This window comes from Bradyrhizobium sp. ORS 285, from assembly GCF_900176205.1.
Lineage (GTDB): Bacteria > Pseudomonadota > Alphaproteobacteria > Rhizobiales > Xanthobacteraceae > Bradyrhizobium.
Window position 1 is genome coordinate 3,285,185 of the sequence record NZ_LT859959.1, and the last position, 20,125, is coordinate 3,305,309.

The 20,125-nt window shown below is 66.3% G+C and carries 19 protein-coding genes; 16 read left to right on the top strand and 3 right to left on the bottom strand.

Going from position 1 to position 20,125, the window contains the following annotated elements; translation table 11 throughout:
* Positions 1-781 precede the first annotated feature (781 nt).
* The gene (locus BRAD285_RS14775; protein ID WP_006614354.1) at positions 782-3,097 is read left to right on the top strand and encodes an ATP-binding protein; all 2,316 of its coding nucleotides are present in this window, start codon (positions 782-784) and stop codon (positions 3,095-3,097) included.
* Between the two features lie 11 nt (positions 3,098-3,108).
* Here BRAD285_RS14775 and erpA read toward each other — a convergent pair whose 3' ends face one another.
* On the bottom strand, positions 3,109-3,465 hold the full coding sequence (gene erpA / locus BRAD285_RS14780) for an iron-sulfur cluster insertion protein ErpA (RefSeq protein ID WP_006614353.1): 357 nt from the start codon (positions 3,463-3,465) through the stop codon (positions 3,109-3,111).
* A 110-nt stretch (positions 3,466-3,575) separates the two neighbouring features.
* On the opposite strand from erpA, the gene BRAD285_RS14785 reads away from it, so the two are divergent.
* The 12 genes from BRAD285_RS14785 to surE all read left to right on the top strand — a co-directional run bounded on the left by BRAD285_RS14785 (position 3,576) and on the right by surE (position 16,008).
* Complete coding sequence (locus BRAD285_RS14785; RefSeq protein ID WP_006614352.1) at positions 3,576-4,742, top strand: deoxyguanosinetriphosphate triphosphohydrolase; 1,167 nt, start codon at positions 3,576-3,578, stop codon at positions 4,740-4,742.
* An 8-nt stretch (positions 4,743-4,750) separates the two neighbouring features.
* Positions 4,751-6,547: an arginine--tRNA ligase gene (argS, locus tag BRAD285_RS14790; protein WP_006614351.1), complete on the top strand. Its 1,797-nt coding sequence runs from the start codon at positions 4,751-4,753 to the stop codon at positions 6,545-6,547.
* Positions 6,548-6,642: 95 nt separating this feature from the next.
* Positions 6,643-8,202: an SPOR domain-containing protein gene (locus BRAD285_RS14795; protein ID WP_006614350.1), complete on the top strand. Its 1,560-nt coding sequence runs from the start codon at positions 6,643-6,645 to the stop codon at positions 8,200-8,202.
* A 42-nt stretch (positions 8,203-8,244) separates the two neighbouring features.
* Positions 8,245-9,273 carry a beta-N-acetylhexosaminidase gene (gene nagZ, locus BRAD285_RS14800; RefSeq protein ID WP_006614349.1) on the top strand — a complete coding sequence of 343 codons (1,029 nt, stop codon included), beginning with the start codon at positions 8,245-8,247 and terminating at the stop codon, positions 9,271-9,273.
* On the top strand, positions 9,270-10,109 hold the full coding sequence (locus tag BRAD285_RS14805; protein WP_006614348.1) for a ScpA family protein: 840 nt from the start codon (positions 9,270-9,272) through the stop codon (positions 10,107-10,109). Before nagZ ends, BRAD285_RS14805 begins: the two co-directional genes overlap by 4 nt.
* A gap of 19 nt (positions 10,110-10,128) precedes the next feature.
* Complete coding sequence (scpB, locus tag BRAD285_RS14810) at positions 10,129-11,280, top strand: SMC-Scp complex subunit ScpB (protein WP_035648203.1); 1,152 nt, start codon at positions 10,129-10,131, stop codon at positions 11,278-11,280.
* 282 nt (positions 11,281-11,562) lie between these two features.
* Complete coding sequence (locus tag BRAD285_RS14815; protein ID WP_006614346.1) at positions 11,563-11,796, top strand: twin-arginine translocase TatA/TatE family subunit; 234 nt, start codon at positions 11,563-11,565, stop codon at positions 11,794-11,796.
* Between the two features lie 103 nt (positions 11,797-11,899).
* Positions 11,900-12,421, top strand: coding sequence for a Sec-independent protein translocase protein TatB (gene tatB / locus BRAD285_RS14820; protein WP_006614345.1), 522 nt, complete (start codon positions 11,900-11,902; stop codon positions 12,419-12,421).
* Entirely contained in the window at positions 12,418-13,239 is an 822-nt protein-coding gene (gene tatC / locus BRAD285_RS14825) for a twin-arginine translocase subunit TatC (protein WP_006614344.1), read from the top strand. Before tatB ends, tatC begins: the two co-directional genes overlap by 4 nt.
* Before the next feature lie 129 nt (positions 13,240-13,368).
* Positions 13,369-14,694 (top strand): serine--tRNA ligase, encoded by a 1,326-nt coding sequence (gene serS / locus BRAD285_RS14830; RefSeq protein WP_006614343.1) that lies wholly within the window; start codon positions 13,369-13,371, stop codon positions 14,692-14,694.
* Between the two features lie 96 nt (positions 14,695-14,790).
* Positions 14,791-15,147 carry a hypothetical protein gene (locus tag BRAD285_RS14835; protein ID WP_006614342.1) on the top strand — a complete coding sequence of 119 codons (357 nt, stop codon included), beginning with the start codon at positions 14,791-14,793 and terminating at the stop codon, positions 15,145-15,147.
* A gap of 93 nt (positions 15,148-15,240) precedes the next feature.
* Positions 15,241-16,008 carry a 5'/3'-nucleotidase SurE gene (gene surE, locus BRAD285_RS14840; RefSeq protein WP_006614341.1) on the top strand — a complete coding sequence of 256 codons (768 nt, stop codon included), beginning with the start codon at positions 15,241-15,243 and terminating at the stop codon, positions 16,006-16,008.
* Positions 16,009-16,045: 37 nt separating this feature from the next.
* Here surE and BRAD285_RS14845 read toward each other — a convergent pair whose 3' ends face one another.
* Entirely contained in the window at positions 16,046-16,429 is a 384-nt protein-coding gene (locus BRAD285_RS14845) for a response regulator (RefSeq protein WP_006614340.1), read from the bottom strand.
* An 11-nt stretch (positions 16,430-16,440) separates the two neighbouring features.
* Here BRAD285_RS14845 and BRAD285_RS35400 point away from each other — a divergent pair, with 11 nt between their 5' ends.
* The 3 genes from BRAD285_RS35400 to BRAD285_RS14855 all read left to right on the top strand — a co-directional run bounded on the left by BRAD285_RS35400 (position 16,441) and on the right by BRAD285_RS14855 (position 18,922).
* The gene (locus tag BRAD285_RS35400) at positions 16,441-16,674 is read left to right on the top strand and encodes a hypothetical protein (protein ID WP_139020697.1); all 234 of its coding nucleotides are present in this window, start codon (positions 16,441-16,443) and stop codon (positions 16,672-16,674) included.
* A gap of 29 nt (positions 16,675-16,703) precedes the next feature.
* A complete protein-coding gene (locus BRAD285_RS14850; RefSeq protein WP_006614339.1) occupies positions 16,704-17,351 on the top strand; it encodes a protein-L-isoaspartate(D-aspartate) O-methyltransferase in 648 nt (215 codons plus the stop codon).
* A 107-nt stretch (positions 17,352-17,458) separates the two neighbouring features.
* Positions 17,459-18,922 (top strand): LysM peptidoglycan-binding domain-containing M23 family metallopeptidase, encoded by a 1,464-nt coding sequence (locus BRAD285_RS14855; protein ID WP_006614338.1) that lies wholly within the window; start codon positions 17,459-17,461, stop codon positions 18,920-18,922.
* A gap of 120 nt (positions 18,923-19,042) precedes the next feature.
* Here BRAD285_RS14855 and BRAD285_RS14860 read toward each other — a convergent pair whose 3' ends face one another.
* Complete coding sequence (locus BRAD285_RS14860) at positions 19,043-20,047, bottom strand: ATP-binding protein (RefSeq protein WP_006614337.1); 1,005 nt, start codon at positions 20,045-20,047, stop codon at positions 19,043-19,045.
* Positions 20,048-20,125: the final 78 nt, after the last annotated feature.

Consider the following 20,125-nt stretch of genomic DNA (forward strand, 5'->3'; position numbering starts at 1 on the left):
TAACCGATCGCCCGTCGGGCAAATCGGTCTGCTTGTTTGTGCGCAGTCGCCTGCATCCAACGGCGCTGCCGGCTTTGAATCCGCCTGCGCGCGTAAACTGATTTCATCAGCGCCATCAAGCTGATTTGGCCTGTCCAGTCTCCACAGTAGAAATATATCTGTTTCGTAATATCGGAATTTGTGCTTTCCTGTCGCCGTCCCGCCCCGGCACGAGGGGCGTATCGCGATCGTCACGACACGCGGGGTGGGATGCGATGGGCGCTAGGAGCCGCAGCATGGTGTGATGCCGTGCGGACGAACGGCTCCGGCGCACGCCGAGATCGCATGGTCCTGGTCTCCCGACGCTGAGGCCACGCCGGTGGTGACGATGATCCGCCGGTCACGGGGGCAAGACAGCCGGTCCCCGGGGAGAGTGCGTATAACGCGTAGAGCCATCGCGCAGGGAATGCCGGTTGACCGGCTGGACCTGTGGTGACTGCCGCCTGCTTATCTTTCTGCAGGCGGGCCATGGGTTGCGGCCAGCACCCGGCATTCCCTGCGCCCTCGTTCTCCGAGGGAGGGTGGCATCGAGAGACACAACTCGGGCAGATCATGCCGCGAGACCGATGCGCCGTGCGCGCGTTCGGTGCGCGCGTGAAGCGCCCCACCGATGCCCGGGGTCTGCCAGGAGCCAGGGCGGGCACGAAATTGGTTCCGTAATTCTACGGGTGGGACAATTAACGTCGCTGAAGCAGCCGATCAGGCATGGCAAAGGGGATCACAAGGAAAGCACCGCGCCCTCATGATATGGCCTGGGGATCCCACGAGCTCGAAGCGAACCGCAGCCGCCAGCCCGCTGAGCGCATTTTTCCTTTGGATCGGCGGCTTCGGGGCCATCGAGGGCCTCGACGACGAAGCGCTCACCGAGCGTGATCGCCGGCGCATCCGTGCACGGCAGATCGATGCCGTGGCGCGCCTGGTCCCGGTGACGATCGGCATCAACTTCGCCAATGCCGCCATCATTCTCGGCGTGTTCTGGAACGCTGTCTCCAATCTCTTCCTCACCGCGTGGGGCGCGGCGATCGCCGTTGCCGGCGGCATGGCGTTGCGCGGCTGGTGGCGCGCACGCAAGTCGCGGCCGCAGGAGGCCTCGGAGCGCGCCATCAATCGGATGACGGTGCAGGCATTCTTCCTCTCGGCCGTCTGGGGCTCGCTGCCTCTCATCGTCATGCCGCAGGTCGACCCGCAACTGCAGATCATTGTTGGATCGCTGATGACCGGGATGATCTCCGGCGGCGCGTTCGCGATGTCCAGCGTGCCGCGGGCCGGCCTGACCTATACCTGGACGATGATGCTGTGCTCGGTCGGCTCGCTGTTTCTGTGCGGCGGCGCCACCTACCTCGTGCTCGTCGTCTTCCTCGTGCTCTACTCGTCCTTCATGGTGCGCCACCTGGTGTCGCACGGCAACGTGTTCCTGGAGAACCTGAAGGCGCAGATCCGCCACGAGCGCCAGAACGAGACCATCTCGCTGCTGCTCAAGGAATTCCAGGAGAACGCCGCGAGCTGGCTGTGGCAGACCGATGCCGAGGGCCGTCTGATCGATGCGCCGCAGCGCTTCGCCGACGTCGCGCAGCTGCCGCTCGATCAGCTCAAGGGTGAGCGACTCATCGATACGCTGAAATATCTTTGTCCGACCGATACGGCGACGCTCAAGACGCTCGCGGATCGCATGACGCAGCGGCTGTCGATCCCGGAGAGCCTGATCCATGTCGTGGTCGCGGGCGGCGAGCGCCGCCGCTGGGCACTCACAGCGCGACCGGCGCGCGACTATGAGGGCAAGTTCGCCGGCTATCGCGGCTTCGGCCGCGACGTCACCGAGCGCTGGCGCGCCGAGCAGGCGGAAGCCGAGAGCAGGGCCAAGTCCGACTTCCTGGCGATGATGAGCCACGAAATCCGCACACCGATGAACGGCGTGCTCGGCCTCGCCTCGACCCTGCTCGAGACCAAGCTCGATGACGATCAGCGCCACGCTGTGATGACCATCCGCGAGTCCGGCGACAATCTGCAGCGCATCCTCAACGACATTCTCGATCTGTCGAAGCTCAATGCCGGCAAGCTGGAATTCGAGACGGTCGATTTCTCGCCGGCGGCGCTGGTGGAGGCCGTCACCGCCATCATCGGCGTCAGCGCGAAGTCGAAGAGCCTCCTGGTCAATGCCGACATCGATCCGAAGCTGCCGCCGTCGCTGAAGGGCGACGTCGCGCGCATCCGACAGGTGCTGATCAACCTCGCCTCCAACGCGGTGAAGTTCACCGAGCAGGGCGGCGTCACCATCGCGGTCGCATGCCGCACGCGCGACGATCACAAGGCCACCATCGAGTGGCGCGTCTCCGACACCGGCATGGGCATTCCCGCCGATCGCGTCGGCAAGCTGTTCACCGACTTTGCCCAGGCCGATGCCTCGATCAACCGCCGCTTTGGCGGCACCGGGCTCGGACTTGCGATCTCCCGTCGCATCATCGAGCAGATGGGCGGCACGATCGCCGTGTCCTCGGTGCAGGGCGAGGGCTCGACCTTCCGCTTCAGCCTGACCTTGCCGTGGAGCGACAAGCAGGTCTCCGATCAGCGCGGCGACCGCGTCGGCGCCGGCGACCTGAAGGCGCGCATCGAGGCGCTCGGCCGGCCGCTTCGGGTGCTGATCGCCGAGGACGATGCCACCAACCGGATGGTGGTGTCGAAGATGCTACAGGAGTTCGGGGTCGACAAATGTATCGTGCCGGACGGCCTGCAGGCGGTGAACGCTGCCTCCGAGCAGGAGTTCGACCTGGTGCTGATGGACGTCCGCATGCCCGAGATGGACGGCATCACGGCGACGCGGACGATACGTGCGAAAGGCGGACGGCTGGCCGAACTGCCGATCATCGCGCTGACGGCCAACGCCTTCCCAGACGACATCAAGCAGTGCCGCGAGGCGGGCATGACCGACTTCCTCGCCAAGCCATTGCGCAAGCCCGCGATGGTGGCCGCGATGCTGAAGGCGATCGGCACGTCAGCCCCCAGCATCGAGGCGCCGGCACTGGCGCCGTCAGACAGTCCGGCGGCGACCGCCGAGGTCTGAGTCGGGGGAGGTTAGATCGAGAAGCTGGTGCCGCAGCCGCAGGAGGCGGTGGCGTTGGGATTGTTGATCCGGAACGAGGCGCCCATCAGGTCGTCGACGAAGTCGACTTCGGAGCCCGCCAGGAACGGCACCGAGGCGGGATCGACCAGCACCACGGCGCGGTCGCGCTCGATCACGAGATCGTCCGCGGCCTTGGCACGATCGACGTCGAATTTGTACTGGAAGCCGGAGCAGCCGCCGCCCTCGACCGAGATGCGCAACATCGCGCCGGCCGCTTCCTTGCCGAGGATCTCGCCGATCCGGCGGGCGGCGCGTTCGCTGATGGTGACGGGGCCGGTCGCGGCGTCGGTCGTCGAGGCGTCGGTCATGGCAGGAGGTCTCCGAATAGCGCGTCATGCCCTATTCATTTGGTCTCGGGCATTCCCCATAGTTAAGTGGGCTCGGCTGAGGAATCAAACCGCAAAAGGAACAATCGCCCGTGTCGGTCGGAATGGCTGCTCCCCGCGCTCCCTTTTCCTGCGATCCCGATCGCAGCCGGGGCCGCCTGTTCGCCGAGCCGCCGTCGCGCACCCGCAGCCCGTTTCGCCGGGATTGCGACCGGGTGATCCATTCCACCGCCTTCCGGCGCCTGAAGCACAAGACCCAGGTGTTCGTCTTCCACGAAGGCGACCACTACCGCACCCGCCTGACCCATTCCCTGGAGGTCGCCCAGATCGCCCGCGCGCTGGCGCGCCAGCTCGGTCTCGACGAGGACCTGACGGAGACCTTGGCCTTGGCGCATGATCTCGGCCATCCGCCGTTCGGCCATGCCGGGGAGCGGGCGCTGAACCGCTGCATGGCCGACCATGGCGGCTTCGACCACAATGCCCAGACATTGCGCATCGTCACCTCGTTCGAGCAGCGCTATCCGGATTTCGATGGGCTCAACCTGACCTGGGAATCGCTCGAAGGCATCGTCAAGCACAACGGTCCGTTGCAGGGGACGATCCCCGCGGGCATCGCCGAGTTCAACGCCGGCTTCGACCTGGAGCTATGGAGCTACGCCTCGCTCGAGGCCCAGGTTGCAGCGCTGGCCGACGACATTGCCTATGACGCCCACGACATCGACGATGGGTTGCGCGCGGGCCTGTTCGTGGTCGACGACCTCAAGGAGGTTCCGCTGCTTGCGGCGATGATCGAGGAGATCGACCGGCACTATCCGGCGCTCGACGCCATCAGGCGCGGGGCCGAGCTGGTGCGCGAGCTGATCTCCTACCTGATCGCAGCCGTCGCGGCCGAGGCCGAGCGCCGGATCACCCAGGTGAAGCCGGTCTCGCCGCATGACGTCAGGCGCCACACAACTGCGCTGGTGGCGTTTCCCACTGACGTTGCCGAGCACGAGGCCACCATCAAGGCGTTTCTCTGGCAGCGGATGTATCGCCACGAGCGGGTGATGCGGGTGATGCGCGACGCCGAGCGCATCGTCGAGGACCTGTTCGGCCGCTATCAGCAGGACGGCGCGACCCTGCCGGCCGGCTGGCTCGACGGCTGCGACGGAGAGGGCGATCGGGCCCGCCGGATCGGCCACTTTATCGCCGGAATGACCGACCGTTTCGCGTTAACCGAGCACCACCGGCTTTTTGACTCGACTCCGGATTTGCGTTAGGCGGCGGCATGGTTGAACAAGCGTCCACCCCCTATCTTTTCGCCGACATGCTGGCCCGCGTGCACGCCATCTGCGCCGCGCTCGCCAAGGCCGACGGCTGGCCCGAGGGCACCGACTTTTCGCGCGTGGTGGTCGAGCCGCCGCGTGATCCGAGCCATGGCGACATGGCGACCAACGCCGCGATGGTGCTGGCCAAGGAGGCCAAAGCCAAGCCGCGTGACCTGGCCGAAAAGCTCGCTGAGCGGCTGCGCGCCGACGAGCTGGTCGCCAAGGTCGACGTCGCCGGTCCGGGCTTCATCAACCTCACTTTGCAGCCGACGGTGTGGGCCAGGGCGCTCGGCACGATCCTGCGCGAGGGCATCGGTTACGGCCGCGTGGCCCCGGTGCCGGGCGCGCCGAAGGTCAACGTCGAATACGTCTCGGCCAATCCCACCGGGCCGATGCATGTCGGCCATTGCCGTGGCGCCGTGTTCGGCGACGCGCTGTGCAGCCTGTTGCAGTTTGCCGGCCGCGACGTCACCCGCGAGTACTACATCAATGACGCCGGCGCGCAGGTCGACGTGCTCGCGCGCTCTGCGTTCCTCAGATATCGCGAGGCGCTCGGCGAGGACATCGGCGCGATTCCGGACGGGCTTTATCCCGGCGATTATCTCAAGCCGGTCGGACAGGCGCTCAAGGCCGAGCATGGCGACAAGCTCAAGGCCATGCCCGAAGCGCAGTGGCTCCCGATCGTGCGCGACAAGGCGATCGCGATGATGATGGACGAGATCAAGGATGATCTCGCCGCGCTCAACATCCGGCACGACGTGTTCTTCTCCGAACGCTCGCTGATCACCGGCGGCAACAACAAGGTTGCCGAGACCATCGACTTCCTGCGCGAGCGCGGCGACGTCTATGAAGGCCGCCTGCCGCCGCCGAAGGGGGCGCCGGTCGAGGATTGGGAAGATCGCGAGCAGCTCTTGTTTCGCGCGACGGCCTTTGGCGACGATGTCGATCGCCCGCTGATCAAATCGGACGGCAGCTACACCTACTTCGCCTCAGACATCGCTAACCACCGGCACAAGTTCGAGCGTGGCTTCGCCGATCTCATCGACGTGTTCGGCGCCGACCATGGCGGCTACATCAAGCGCATGCAGGCCGCGGTGAAGGCGGTGACCGCTGCGCAGGCGACGCTCGACGTCAAGGTCGTTCAGCTCGTCAAGCTGCTGCGCAATGGCGAGCCGGTGAAGATGTCGAAGCGCTCCGGCGACTTCGTTACCTTGCGGGAAGTTGTTGATGAAGTGGGGCGCGATGCGGTCCGTTTCATGATGCTCTACCGCAAGAACGACGCCGTGCTCGATTTCGACCTCGCCAAGGTCATCGAGCAGTCGCGCGACAATCCGGTGTTCTATGTGCAGTATGGTCACGCGCGGGGCTACTCGGTGTTCCGCAATGCCCGCGACATGGTCCCGGACCTCCCGGAAGAGGAGGGCGCCCGGCTGGCGTTTCTGCGGGATGCCAATCTCGAGAGACTTTCCGACCCCTTCGAACACGACCTCTTGAAACGGCTGGCGCTCTACCCACGTACGGTGGAGAGCGCGGCCCTGGCGCATGAGCCGCACCGGATCGCCTTCTACCTCTATGAACTTGCAAGTGAATTTCACGCCCACTGGACTCGTGGGCGGGATTTGCCCTATTTACGCTTCATTATCGATGATGATGCAGAATTGACCAAGGCACGTTTGGCCATGGTTCAGGGCGTCGTCTCGGTACTGGCGTCGGGACTTGCGATCTTGGGCGTTAATGCTCCTGATGCAATGCGCTGATTGGGGGAAACACGCGACTTCAGTTGGGGGCCTCAATCTGGCAGGGTCCGCCTTAGGACGCATATGCGGCTCACCCGCAGGGACGCTTCATCACGATGGCTGATCGTTACCAGGACAGACCCTTTCCCGCTGATGGTTTTGGCCGCGGTGGAAACCAGTCGGCCGATGCCGATCCGCTCGCTGAGCTCGCCCGCCTGATCGGACAGAACGACCCCTTCGCGCAGTCCGGCCGGGGCACCCCCCAGGCCCAGCCGCGGCCGATGACCCGGCCTGCGGCGCCCGTTCCGGAGCAGCCCGCACCCGGCATGCCGCCGGCCGGCGCCCCGGCCTGGATGCAGCGCGCCCAGCCGGCCGCCGCCAACCCGTTTGCCGACATGGGGCGCGAGCCTCCGCAACCCGCGCCGGCGCCTCCGTCGTTCCCGGCAGGCTATCAGGATCCGCGCGGCCAGCCGCCGGCATTCCCCGAACAGGATTTCGCGCCCGCCGCAGCACCCCGGCCGCAGCCCGGCTTCCCCAATGCCGAGTTTGCCGATCAGCTCTCCAAGCTCGATTACAACGTCGGCGACTCGCGGCACGGCTTTGCCGAAAACGATCGCGACTACGACCGCGGCAACGGCTTCGACGACAACGAGCCCGATCCGTCGCGCTATGACGATGCGCTGTTCGGCCAGATGGGCGGTGGACAGCAGGGCTTCCAGGGCGACGACGGTTTCCAGGACGGCCAATACGGCTATCAGGACGGCTACGACGAGGGCGAGGAAGAGGAGCGGCCGCGGCGTCGCAGCGGCATGAGCACGGTGCTCGCGGTGCTGACGCTCGCGGTGGTCGGCACCGGCGGCGCCTATGGCTACAAGACCTACATCTCCTCAGCGCGCACCGGCGAGCCGCCGATCATCCGGGCCGACAACAGCCCGACCAAGATCATGGCGCAGCAGGATACGACGCCGAAGGTACCGGACCGGCTGCTCGGCAATGATGGCGGCGAGAAGCTGGTGTCTCGCGAGGAGGCGCCGATGGATCTGAACACCCGCGGCGGCAATCCCCGCGTGGTGTTCCCGCAGATGAACCAGAACGGATCTCCCCCGCCGGCGAGCATGCCGAGCGTCACGCCGGCGCAGATCGCCAACGCCAACGGCACGCTGCCCAACAGTGATCCGCGTCCGATCAAGACGCTCTCCGTCACCGGAGGCAATCAGCCGCCCGCGACCGCCGACGCGCCGATGCCGGCCGCGCCTGCGACCAAGGCGGCCGCGAAGGGCCGCAAGTCGCCTGCCAATGCCAATGCGTCCGCGGCGACGGACAGCCCGATGCCGCTGACGCCGCAGCCTGCCGCGGCGCCGACGCCCGCCCGCATCGCGACCGCCGTTCCGGTCACCGAACAGACCCCGACCGAGCGCACCGGCGGCTATCTGGTCTCGATCTCGTCGCAGGCCAGCGAAGCCGAGGCGATGTCGTCGTATAAGTCGGTGCAGGACAAATACGGCGCCGTGCTCGGCAAATATGAGCCGATCATCAAGCGAATGGATCTGGGTGAGAAGGGCGGTGTCAAGTACCGCGCCGCTGTCGGCCCCTTCGCGACGAAGGAAGAGGCCAACAAGATGTGCGGAACGTTGAAAACTGCCGGCGGACAGTGTTTCCCGTTTAGCAACAATTAAGGCTCGCTTGACCGACCCCCAGGCGGGGTCTATGCGGCCCGCATGACCATGCGGGCTTTCATTACCGGCATCTCCGGCCCCGACCTCACCGAGGCCGAGCGCGCCTTCATCCGCGATGCGAAGCCCTGGGGCTTCATCCTGTTCAAACGCAACGTCCAGTCACCCGACCAAGTGACTGCACTGGTTCAGGAATTGCGGAATTGTGCGGGCCGCGCCAACGCCCCCCTCCTGATCGACCAGGAGGGCGGTCGGGTGCAGCGGCTGGGCCCGCCGCACTGGCCGGCCTATCCGGCGGGTGTCGTGTTCGACCGCCTCTACGACCTTGATTCGGCCGCCGGCCTGCGCGCCGCCTGGCTGAGCGCCCGCCTGATCGCCGACGATCTACACAGCCTGGGGATTACCGTCGACTGCCTGCCGCTGGCCGACGTCCCCATCGCCGGCGCCGATGCCGTGATCGGGGATCGGGCCTATGGCACGACGCCGGCCAAGGTGGCGGCGATTGCCCGGGCGGTCACCGAGGGGCTGGAGCAGGGTGGCGTGCTGCCGGTGCTCAAGCACATCCCCGGGCATGGCCGTGCCACCGCCGACAGCCACCACCGGCTGCCGACGGTCGACACGCCCGAAACGGAGCTCGACGCGACCGATTTCGCCGCCTTCAGGCCACTGGCGGACCTGCCGATGGCGATGACTGCACATGTTGTGTTTAGCGCGATCGACGCCGCCCATCCGGCCACGACTTCTGCGACAATGATCCAGCGGGTGATTCGCGAGCGGATCGGGTTCCAGGGTTTGTTGATGAGTGATGACGTTTCCATGAACGCCTTGGCCGGCTCCATCGCCGATCGCACGCGGGCGATCGTCGCCGCGGGCTGCGACATGGTTTTGCATTGCAACGGCAAGCTCGACGAGATGCAGGCCGTCGCGGCCGAGACGCCGGCGCTGGCCGGTCAGGCTTTGATCCGCGCCGATCGCGCGCTGGCCGCGCGCAAGGCACCCTCGGGCTTCGATCGGATGGCCGCGCGCGCCGAGCTCGACGCCCTGATCAACCGGTTGGGACCCGCGAGCGCATGACCGCTGAAATTCTGTCGTTTGAAACCGGCCGTCCCACGACGGAGCTGGCCGAGGCCGAACCGGCATTGGTCGTCGACGTCGAAGGCTATGAAGGCCCGCTCGACTTGCTGCTTGCGCTGGCGCGGCAGCAGAAGGTCGATCTCGCCAAGATCTCAATCCTGGCGCTGGCCGACCAGTACCTTCAGTTCATCGAAGCCGCGCGCAAGATTCGGCTCGAGTTGGCCGCCGACTATCTCGTCATGGCCGCGTGGCTCGCCTTCCTGAAGTCGCGCCTGCTGCTGCCCGAACCGCCGGCGCAGGAAGGGCCGAGCGCCGAGGAGATGGCGACTGCGCTCGCCAACCGGCTGCGCCGGCTGGAGGCGATCCGCGAGGCGGCCAACCGCCTGATGAACCGGCCGCAGTTCCAGCGTGACGTGTTCCCGCGCGGCAATCCCGAGACGATTGCCGAGGTCCGCAAGCCGAAGTTCACTGCGACGCTGTTCGACCTGCTGTCGGCCTACGCCATCCAGCGCCAGGCGCGGGTGGTGACCTCGGTTCACATGGCCAAGCGCAACGTGTGGTCGCTCGCCGAGGCGCGCGCGACGCTCGAACGGCTGGTCGGGATGACCGAGGTGTCCGACGACTGGGGCTGTCTCGACGACTATCTGCTGACCTATGTCCCCGAGCCCACGCAGAAGGCCACCGTCTTCGCCTCGAGCTTCGCGGCCGTGCTGGAGCTGGTTCGCGAAGGCAAGCTCGAACTGAATCAGAAGCAGGCGTTCGCGCCGCTGTATTTTCGTAAGCGTCCACCGAACCAGTCCGGCGCCATGGCTGCGCCGGACTTGACGGTTGAGTAACGAAGAAGGAGACCCTGCCATGGCAAGCTTGGCGGAACTGCGCATGGAAGAGCCCGACGAGATCGCGACAAGCGAGCCTGAGGTGCGCCCCGAGGAGTTGCGCATCCTGGAGGCTCTTCTGTTTGCCTCGGCCGAGCCGCTCGAGCAGGCGACGCTTGCCAAGCGTATGCCTGAAGGTGTCGACATCAAGGCCGCGCTGGCGCAGCTGCAGGCGGAGTACGCCAATCGCGGCGTCAATCTCGTGCGCGTGGCCAGCAAATGGACCTTCCGCACCGCCGGCGACCTGGCTTGGCTGATGACGCGCGAGAGCACCGAGACGCGCAAGCTGTCGCGTGCGGCAATCGAAGTGCTCGCCATCGTCGCCTATCACCAGCCGGTGACGCGCGCCGAGGTCGAAGAGATCCGCGGCGTCGTGACCTCCAAGGGCACGCTCGACGTGCTGCTGGAGACCGGCTGGATCAAGCCGCGCGGACGCCGCAAGACCCCGGGCCGGCCGCTGACCTTCGGTACGACCGACGCGTTCCTTGCGCAGTTCAGCCTGGAGACCCTCGGCGATCTGCCGGGCCTCGAGGAGCTAAAGGGCACGGGCCTGTTGGATTCGCGGCTGCCGACCGGCTTCACCGTGCCGACGCCATCTGACGATCCGACCCTGCGTGAGGACGAGGAGCCGCTGGATCCGGGCGATCTCGATCTGGCGCTGGCGCCTGCCGTCGAGGCCGAGCCGGGCGAAGGCCAGGCTGCCGATGCGGCGACGTCCGAGGCGGAAACGGCTGCCGGCGAGACGGGCCTCGTGGAGACCGGCGTCGTCGAGACGCTGGCCGACACCGCGGAGGTAGGCGTGGCAGAGACGAAGTCTGACGTTCTCGAGGACGAGACTTCTGCGCAGCTCACCGTGGGTGATCTTGAGATCTCGACGTCGGAGCCGACCACGGAAATCGGCGAGGCCGACCTCGAGGTCCAGGAGCTTGAGGCCGAGGAACTCAAGGCTGAGGAGCTCGAGACCGAGGAGTCCGCTGCCGAGCAGGAGGAAGAGGCTGTTGCCGAACTGGCCGATGCTTCGGCGGAGGACGAGACCGAGTCCGATATCGAGGATGACGCTGAGGCCGAGCTCGAGGCCGACGAGGGTCACCGCGATACCGACGAGGATGGCTCGCCGGACCGTGAGGCGTAGCGGCCGGTGCGTCGTTAACACTCGCGTTATTACGTAGCTCCGGCCGTGATTTGCCGGAGCTTAAGTGCTTGTTTTTGGGGGCGGCGACGCCTACCTTCCGCCCCAGATCGGGCTGTCTGCGCGCCGTTTTTGGCTTCCGCCGCATCGTGTTCGTTGCTGTTTCGCAATCGAATGCTAGAAGCGAAGTGTCGCGGCCAAGCCCATGGATATGGCGCGGTTTCGGCGGTAGCGTCGACGGGCAGCTTAAGGGAAGGGCTGCGCCGGTGTTTGGAGGGTTGCAGGATGGGTTCGCTTAGCATTTGGCACTGGATCGTGGTGATCGCGGTCGTCCTGCTCCTGTTCGGGCGCGGCAAGATCTCCGATCTGATGGGCGACGTCGCGCAGGGCATCAAGGCCTTCAAGAAGGGCATGCAGGACGACGACAAGGCGCCGGAGAAGACCGAGCCGGTCAAGTCGATCGATCACGGCGCGACGCCTTCGGCCACCCGCACGGATGTCGGCAGCAAAGCCGTTTGATCTGCGCGTGAAGGGCGCGGGCGGCGCGCGCTCCCGCTTAGGGTGGACCTGCTCGGACGGGCAGGGCGGGGCCAGAGACGTCGTCGCGTAGGCGGATTGTTAGATGTTCGATATCGGGTGGAGTGAGCTGCTCGTCATTGGGGTCGTCGCGCTGATTGCGATCGGCCCCAAGGAGCTTCCCGGCGTCCTGCGCATGGTCGGGCAGTGGATGGGCAAGGCCCGCCGGATGGCCTCGGAATTCCAGGGCCAGTTCCAGGAGGCCATGCGCGAGGCCGAGATGGCCGACCTCAAGAAGAGCTTTGACGAGGTCAAGGAGGCCGCGAGCGGTTTCTCCCCGAGTGGCATGATGTCGTCGCTGCAGCGCGACGTCGACAAGGCGCTCGATATCGAGGGCGTCGACAAGCCCGCAGAGCCGATCATTCCGACCTCGCCGGAGCCGGTGGCGTCCGCCGAGACGCCCGTGACGCCGACCACCCCCGAGCCACCGCATCCCCAGACCTTCGTGGAGGCTGAGGCGCATCAGGCCGTCAGCGAGCCACTGGCCATCGTCCGCGAAATCAAGCCCGAGCCGCAGCCTGAAGCGCCGGCCGAGGCCGAACGTCTGAAGGACGCCAAAGCGTCATGACCGTCGAAGATATCGAGGCCAGCAAGGCCCCGTTGATGGATCACCTGATCGAGCTGCGGTCGCGGCTCATCAAGGCGCTGCTCGGCTTCGGCGTGGCCTTCATCTTCTGCTTCTTCTTCGCCAAGCAGATCTACAACATCCTGGTGCTGCCGTTCGTCTGGGTCGCAGGCGCGGAGAACAGCAAGTTCATCTACACGCAGCTGCTCGAATATTTCATCACGCAGCTCAAGCTCGCGATGTTCGGCGCCGGCTTCATCTCGTTCCCGATCGTGGCGACGCAGATCTACAAGTTCGTGGCGCCGGGACTGTATCGCCACGAGCGCAATGCATTCCTGCCCTATCTGATCGCGACCCCCGTCTTCTTCGTCCTCGGCGCCATGCTGGTGTATTTTGCAGTGTGGCCGATGATCGTGCGCTTCTCGCTCGGCATGCAGCAACTCGGCGGCCCGGAGACGGCGCAGATCGCGCTGATGCCCAAGGTCGGCGAATATCTGTCGCTGATGATGTCGCTGATCTTCGCCTTCGGCATCGCGTTCCAGCTCCCGGTGATCCTGACCTTGCTGGGCCGCATCGGCATCGTCACCTCGAAGATGCTGAAGGAGAAGCGGCGCTACTTCATCGTCATTGCCTTCATCATCGCCGCGGTGCTCACGCCGCCGGATGTGCTGAGCCAGGCGTCGCTGGCGCTGCCGCTGATGGCGCTCTATGAGGGCGCGATCATCGCGGTCGGCATCGTCGAGAAGCAGGCGGCTGCGGCCAAATCCGGTTCCGGCTCCTCGTCGGACTCGGGCAACCTGCCGACCAATCCGTCCGAATAGTGCGATCAGGCCGCCCGGGCTCATCCGGGCGCCTGTTCCCATCGGCGGCCATTCGCGGTAGTGCAAGCGCGCCCGCGGATGCCGCGGCGACTCGTCCCCCTGTCTTTTCGTTCCCAGGACCGAACGACCATGCACGACATCAAATCGATCCGCGACAATCCGCAAGGTTTCGATGCGGCGCTGACGCGCCGGGGTCTCGCGCCGCTGTCGTCGCATCTGCTCGCCATCGACGAGCGGCGGCGCGCGGCGATCCTGGCATCCGAGCAGGCGCAGGCCCGGCGCAATGCCGCGTCGAAGGAGATCGGCGAGGCCAAGAAGGCGAAGGACGATGCCCGCGCGTCGGCGCTGATGGAGGAGGTCGCCAAGCTCAAGGCGACGATGCCGGAGCTCGAGGCGGCCGCCAAGCAGGCGGACGAGGAGTTGGCGCGCGAGCTTTCGGCGATTCCCAACCTGCCGCTCGAGGAGGTGCCGGACGGCAAGGACGAGCACGACAATGTCGAGCGCCACGTGTTCGGCGCCAAGCGCAACTACGCCTTCACACCGAAGGCGCATGACGACATCGGCGCCCCACTCGGCATGGACTTCGAATCGGCGGCGAGGCTGTCCGGCGCGCGCTTCGTCGTGCTGAAGAAGGGATTGGCGCGGCTCGAGCGCGCGATCGGGCAGTTCATGCTCGACCTGCACACCACCGAGCACGGCTATACCGAGGTCAATCCGCCACTGCTGGTGCGCAACGACGTCATGTTCGGCACCGGGCAGCTGCCGAAATTCGAAGACGATCAGTTCTGGGCGGTGAGGGGCGAACTGCTGATCGCGCCCGATGAGCGGCTCAAGACCGATCGGCTCGGCCTCATTCCCACGGCGGAAGTTGCGCTCACCAATCTGGTGCGCGAATCGATCGTCGACGAGAAGGAGCTGCCGATGCGGCTCACCGCGCTGACGCCGTGCTTCCGCGCCGAAGCCGGTGCGGCCGGACGTGACACCCGCGGCATGATCCGCCAGCACCAGTTCACCAAGGTCGAGCTGGTGTCGATCACGACGCCGGAGACCAGCAAGGACGAGCATGAGCGCATGCTGGCCTGCGCCGAGGAGGTGCTGCGCCGGCTCGACCTGCATTATCGCGTCATCACGCTATGCACCGGTGACATGGGCTTCTCGTCGCAGAAGACCTACGACATCGAGGTCTGGATGCCCGGGCAGGGCGATGGCGGCGCCTTCCGCGAGATCTCAAGCTGTTCGGTCTGCGGCGACTTCCAGGCCCGCCGCATGGATGCGCGCTACCGCGCAAGCGACGGCAAGCCGCGTTTCGTGCACACACTGAACGGCTCGGGCACCGCCGTCGGCCGCGCGCTGATCGCGGTGATGGAGACCTATCAGCAGGCGGACGGCTCGATCGCCGTGCCCGACGTGCTGCAGCCCTATATGGGCGGTCTCAAAGTGGTCGCTGCTCAGTAGGCGGCGAACTCCCTCGGAGCGCGGTCGCCGCTTGCGCGGCTTCCGCCTATCCGTATGCTCGATGCTGTTCAGCGGCTGCTTTTCAGAGTGGGCGCCATGGCCCTGCATCGGGATATTTTCTGGATTGGACGGCAATGGGCCGTCACCGGCTCCGGCATCCAGGCGGTCGATCAGCGCCTCAAGGGCGCCTTCGACGTCGATCGGACGGCGGTGTGGGACGACGGCTTGGCCGAGGCGCTGAGCCCTCAACCATGGTTCAACGCGGCCGACTTCGAAAAGGCGCTGGACGTGGCGCGGGCGCGGTTTCCCGCCCAGCCGCGGCCCGAGGCTGCAGCGCCGCCGGCCGCCGCGCCGAACGTGCCCGAAGCATCTTCCGTCTCCGCAGTCCCGCTCCGTCTGGGGGCCGGCGGCAAGCTCGCCCGGTTCCTGCCGCAGTGGCGCGTCCGGTCGTGAGTCGCAGACGCCGTCCTGTGAGCCGGTTTGCCTCGCTACTGCTCAGCGGTTAAGACACGCCGGCAATGTCTTGAACGGGATGGAACAGCGGCCATGCGGATTCTCTGCACCAATGACGACGGGATCCACGCGCCTGGCCTGAAGGTGATCGAAGAGATCGCGCGCGCTTTGTCCGATGACGTCTGGATCGTGGCCCCCGAACTCGACCAGTCCGGCGTGTCGCATTCACTGTCGCTCAATGACCCGCTGCGTTTGCGCGAGGTCGGCCCGCGGCATTTCGCGGTGCGCGGCACCCCGACGGACTGCGTCATCATGGGCGCGCGGCATATCCTCGGAGACAAGCGTCCGGATCTGGTGCTGTCCGGGGTCAACAAGGGCCGCAACGTCGCCGAGGACGTGGTCTATTCGGGCACTATCGCCGGCGCCCTCGAAGGCACGATCCTTGGCCTGCCGTCATTCGCTCTGTCGCAGGAATTCAGCATCGCGACGCGGGACAAGCCGTCCTGGGACACCGCGCTCAAATTCGGCCCGCAGATCGTCCGCAAGGTGCTGGAGGCCGGCGTGCCGAAGAACACCGTGATCAACGTCAACTTTCCGTCCTGCGCGCCCGACGAGGTCCGCGGCATCGTCGTCACCCGGCAGGGCAAGCGCAATCTCGGTTTCCTGAAGGTCGATGAGCGGCGCGACGGGCGCGGCAATCCGTATTTCTGGATCGGCTTTGATCGCGCCGCCGCCCTCGACGTTCCTGACGAGGGGACGGATCTCGCGGTGCTGGCGGCACACTATGTGTCGGTGACGCCGCTTCGCCTCGACCGCACCGATGAGGCGTTCTCCGGCAAGCTCAAGGACATCCTCGGCTGACCGCAGGCTTCAGGTCGGCCTTTGCCGGGTCGGCGTCCTAGCCTTGCGGCTCGGCGCTGCGAAGAGCGTGTTCGATGGCCTTGCTGAGCGTCTCCAGCTGAAACGGCTTCTGCAGGGCAGGCCGGTCGCGATATTCCTCGGGCAGCCCGGATGAGCCGTAGCCGGTCGCGAAGATGAAGGGGCGGTTGCGGGCCTTGATGAGGTCAGCCACCGGCGAGATCACCTTGCCATTGACGTTGACGTCGAGGATCGCGACGTCGAAATAGGTGCTCTCGGCCAGCTTCATCGCCTCGCCGATCTCGCCGGCCTCGGCCGCAACGGTGTAGCCGAGCTCTTCGAGCATGTCGGCCACCATCATCCTGATCATGACTTCGTCTTCAACCAGAAACACAGAGCCGCGTGGCGGCCGCGGTGCAGTCATGATGTCAGTCCTTGCCCATACTCAATTTGACGCTCGCAAATAACCGCTCGCAGCGCAACGTCAACAACGTCGTCCTAGGCACGTCGTCTCCGCGCAGCGTGGGCAAAATCGTCCCGCAAGGTGAACGAAGTCGGTTGCCGCTGGTTCCTTGGCCGGAACGGTTTTGTGTCAGCGATCGGGATCTTTCCTCCGTCGTCACCGCGGTGTGCGGAAATTCGCTGCGCAACGGGCTGGTGATGATCTAAATTGGTGCAGGCGAACAACCGAAACGGCGATGCCCCCGACCCCTCCGCCCGAAAAGATGATGTTTCAGCTGACCCTGCGTCGACGGGGGATCAGCGACCAGGCCGTGTTGCGCGCGATGGAGGAGGTGCCGCGGGAGGAGTTCGTGCTGCCGGCCGACCGGCCCGACGCCTACCGTGACAGCGCCATGGCGATCGCCTGTGGACAGACCATCAGCCAGCCCTTCGTGGTCGCCTATATGACGGAGCAGCTCAAGCTGCAGAAGACTCATCGCGTGCTCGAGATCGGCACCGGCTCGGGGTATCAGGCTGCGGTGCTGTCCCGGCTGACCGCCCACGTGCTCACGGTGGAGCGATTCCGGACCCTCGCTGACAAAGCGCGGGACCGGCTGGAGAAGCTGAACTGCTTCAACGTGGAGGTCCTGCTGGGGGACGGCTATGCGCTGCCGCCCGGCGGCGGCCAGTTCGACCGCATCATCGTCACGGCCGCCATGGACGAAATTCCCCAGAGCCTGCTCGACCGGCTGGAGCCCGACGGTATCCTGATCGCCCCGGTGGGGCCCGCCCACGGCGTGCAGACCCTCGTGAAGGTCACGCGAAGCGGCGATCATTTCGAGCGAAAAGAGCTCGTCGACGTGCGATTTGTGCCGGCAATTCCGGGGATTGCGCGCGAACTTTAAACGAGCGGATCAGCAAGTCCGCCAACGCTTTATTCGCGGCTTAAGCGCTTATTTACCGCGGCTGTGTTTACTCGAATTCGTTGTTTGTTGCGTACGAGTGAGTAACCATGCCCGCTACCGTCGAGTTGCTTCGCTCGCGCCGCCTGCCGCAGGTTGCGGCGCTGGCGCTGATGTCGTTCGGCGTCGCCGGCTGCAGCGCCGACATGTCGACGCGGCTGTCCCAGACGCAAAATCCCTTTTCCAACCCGTTTGCCTCCGACTCCACCGGATCGGTGCCGGCGCAGCCGGCGCGGCAGCATCAGCAATATAGCCAGCAGCAATACACTCCGGCGCCCGCGCCGGCGCCGGCCTATTCGTCCTCGGCGTTGCCGCCGCCCGCGGTCGGTGCGCCCCAATCTTATCCGTCCGGCGATGGCGCCGGAGGCGTGTCCGGAGGCGGGCGAGGCGTGGCATCCTATGCGCCGCCTGCACCGGTCCCAGCGGCCGCGCCGCAGGCCTATGCACAGCCGGCGCATTCCTACGCGCCGCCGGCGCAGCCGCAGCTCGAGACCACCGGTGCCGTGCCGCCGCGCTCGGTCGCGGCCGCGCGTCCTGCCGGCGGCACCAAGATTATCGTCGGCACCAGCGATACGCTCGACATTCTCGCCAAGCGTTATCGCGTGACCCCGGCCGAGATCCTCGCGGCCAATGGCTACAAGGGGCCACGCGCGCTGTCGCCTGGCCAGCAGCTGATCATCCCGCATCCGGGAGCAGGGTCGGTCGCCGCTGCTCCGGCGGCGCAGCCGGTTGCCGCCGCAGCGCCGATGGTTGCGCCGAAGCCGGTTGCGGTGGCTGCGCCCGCGACGCCATCCACGGTGCATTTCGTCAATCGCGGCGAAACGCTCGCCAGCATCGCGCGCCAGAATCACGTGACGGCGGCGGAGCTCGCCCGCGCTAACAATCTCGACCAGGCGTCGCCCCTGAAACTCGGTGCCAGGCTGACCGTCCCTGGCAAGCCCGCAGCGGTCGCTGCTGCTGCGCCCGTGGCTCCGGTCGCAACCGTTCCCCAGGCGGTTGCGACCGTGCCGGCCCCGCTGCCGACCACGCGGGTGGCTGCTGCCGGTCCTGTGCAGAGTGCCCGGCTGGCCCAGGCCAATCCGGCGCCCGAGAAGGAAGAGGAGCCGGCGCGTCCGGCCGAGACCACCAGCGCGCTGCCGACTTTCCGCTGGCCGGCGCGCGGCAAGGTGATCACGAGCTATGGCGCCAAGACCAACGGCAAGTCCAATGACGGCATCAACATCGCCGTGCCCGAGGGCACGCCGGTGAAGGCCGCCGAGGATGGCGTCGTGGCCTACGCCGGCAATGAGCTGAAGGGTTATGGCAACCTGGTCCTGGTGCGGCATTCCAACGGCTATGTCACCGCATATGCCCATGCGAGTGAGCTGATGGTGAAGCGCGGTGATCCGATCAAGCGCGGCCAGGTCATTGCCAAGTCGGGTCAATCGGGAGAAGTCGGGTCGCCGCAGCTCCACTTCGAGATCCGCAAGGGATCGTCCCCGGTTGACCCGCTGCAATTCCTCAACGGGGCATGAGCCGCCGACACCCTTATCCTTGTGCAAGGGCCCGCCTTTCGGCGGGCCCTTTTCGTTTGACGGCGGCTGAAGCTGACCGATTGCCACGCCTTCGTGGCCCGCGAGGCTGCGTAGTTCGCCTTACTTGGCGCTCAGCCGCACGCCGAGCCGACCGGCGAGGTCCTGCGTGAACTGCCAGGCGACGCGGCCCGAGCGGGAGCCGCGCGTGGTGGCCCATTCCAGCGCCTCGCGCTCCAACTCATCCTCGGCCACCGCAATATTGAAATGGCCGCAATAGCCGCGGACCATGGCGAGATATTCGTCCTGGCTGCAGCGGTGGAAGCCGAGCCACAGGCCGAAGCGGTCGGAGAGCGAGACCTTCTCCTCGACGGCCTCGCCCGGATTGATCGCGGTCGAGCGCTCGTTCTCGATCATGTCGCGCGCCAGCAGATGGCGGCGGTTCGAGGTCGCGTAGAGAATGACGTTCTCGGGACGGCCCTCGATGCCGCCTTCGAGCACCGCCTTCAGCGACTTGTAGGACGCATCATTGCCGTCGAACGACAGGTCGTCGCAGAACACGATGAAGTGGAAGGGCGCTGCGCGCAGGATCTCCATCAGCGCCGGCAGGCTCTCGATGTCCTCGCGGTGGATCTCGATCAGCTTCAGCCGGTCGGCGGGCTCGCGCGCGACATTGATGTTGGCGTGGGCGGCCTTCACGAGCGACGACTTGCCCATGCCGCGCGCGCCCCAGAGCAGGGCGTTGTTGGCGGGCAGGCCGTTGGCGAAGCGCTCGGTATTCTCGATCAGGATGTCGCGCATCCGGTCGATGCCCTTGAGCAGGTCGATCTCGACGCGGCTGACGCGCGGCACCGTCGAGAGCCGGCCGTCCGGATGCCAAACGAATGCGTCGGCCGCATTCCAGTCCAGCGCCGGCTTGGCACTCGTTTGAGTTGCCGCGAGATGTGCCGCAATCGCTTCCAGCGCGCGGGCGATCCGCTCCGGCGTATCGTCGGGCGCAGGGCCGGCGGGACGTTTTGCCGCGACCTTCGACGGCCTTCGCTCCGCGGGCGCGGAGCCTTTGACGGCGGTTTTGGGAGCGGCTTTGGCGGCGGGGCGGGGCGGGGCTTTGGCTGGTTTTTTCGACATCTGCAAGTTCCTGATGGGGCAGCCATATCGGGCCGCGCCGGCGGCCGCAAGCGCGGCGAAATCGAGGGGCGGTGCGCC

Coding starts and splice junctions, on each gene's coding strand:
- tatB (WP_006614345.1), top strand. CDS start 11,900: ATGTTCGATATCGGGTGGAGTGAGCTGCTCGTCATTGGGGTCGTCGCG.
- serS (WP_006614343.1), top strand. CDS start 13,369: ATGCACGACATCAAATCGATCCGCGACAATCCGCAAGGTTTCGATGCG.
- BRAD285_RS14845 (WP_006614340.1), bottom strand. CDS start 16,429: ATGACTGCACCGCGGCCGCCACGCGGCTCTGTGTTTCTGGTTGAAGAC.
- surE (WP_006614341.1), top strand. CDS start 15,241: ATGCGGATTCTCTGCACCAATGACGACGGGATCCACGCGCCTGGCCTG.
- BRAD285_RS14815 (WP_006614346.1), top strand. CDS start 11,563: ATGGGTTCGCTTAGCATTTGGCACTGGATCGTGGTGATCGCGGTCGTC.
- nagZ (WP_006614349.1), top strand. CDS start 8,245: ATGACCATGCGGGCTTTCATTACCGGCATCTCCGGCCCCGACCTCACC.
- BRAD285_RS14835 (WP_006614342.1), top strand. CDS start 14,791: ATGGCCCTGCATCGGGATATTTTCTGGATTGGACGGCAATGGGCCGTC.
- BRAD285_RS14860 (WP_006614337.1), bottom strand. CDS start 20,047: ATGTCGAAAAAACCAGCCAAAGCCCCGCCCCGCCCCGCCGCCAAAGCC.
- BRAD285_RS14850 (WP_006614339.1), top strand. CDS start 16,704: ATGCCCCCGACCCCTCCGCCCGAAAAGATGATGTTTCAGCTGACCCTG.
- scpB (WP_035648203.1), top strand. CDS start 10,129: ATGGCAAGCTTGGCGGAACTGCGCATGGAAGAGCCCGACGAGATCGCG.
- BRAD285_RS14775 (WP_006614354.1), top strand. CDS start 782: ATGATATGGCCTGGGGATCCCACGAGCTCGAAGCGAACCGCAGCCGCC.
- tatC (WP_006614344.1), top strand. CDS start 12,418: ATGACCGTCGAAGATATCGAGGCCAGCAAGGCCCCGTTGATGGATCAC.
- BRAD285_RS14805 (WP_006614348.1), top strand. CDS start 9,270: ATGACCGCTGAAATTCTGTCGTTTGAAACCGGCCGTCCCACGACGGAG.
- BRAD285_RS14795 (WP_006614350.1), top strand. CDS start 6,643: ATGGCTGATCGTTACCAGGACAGACCCTTTCCCGCTGATGGTTTTGGC.
- argS (WP_006614351.1), top strand. CDS start 4,751: ATGGTTGAACAAGCGTCCACCCCCTATCTTTTCGCCGACATGCTGGCC.
- BRAD285_RS14855 (WP_006614338.1), top strand. CDS start 17,459: ATGCCCGCTACCGTCGAGTTGCTTCGCTCGCGCCGCCTGCCGCAGGTT.
- erpA (WP_006614353.1), bottom strand. CDS start 3,465: ATGACCGACGCCTCGACGACCGACGCCGCGACCGGCCCCGTCACCATC.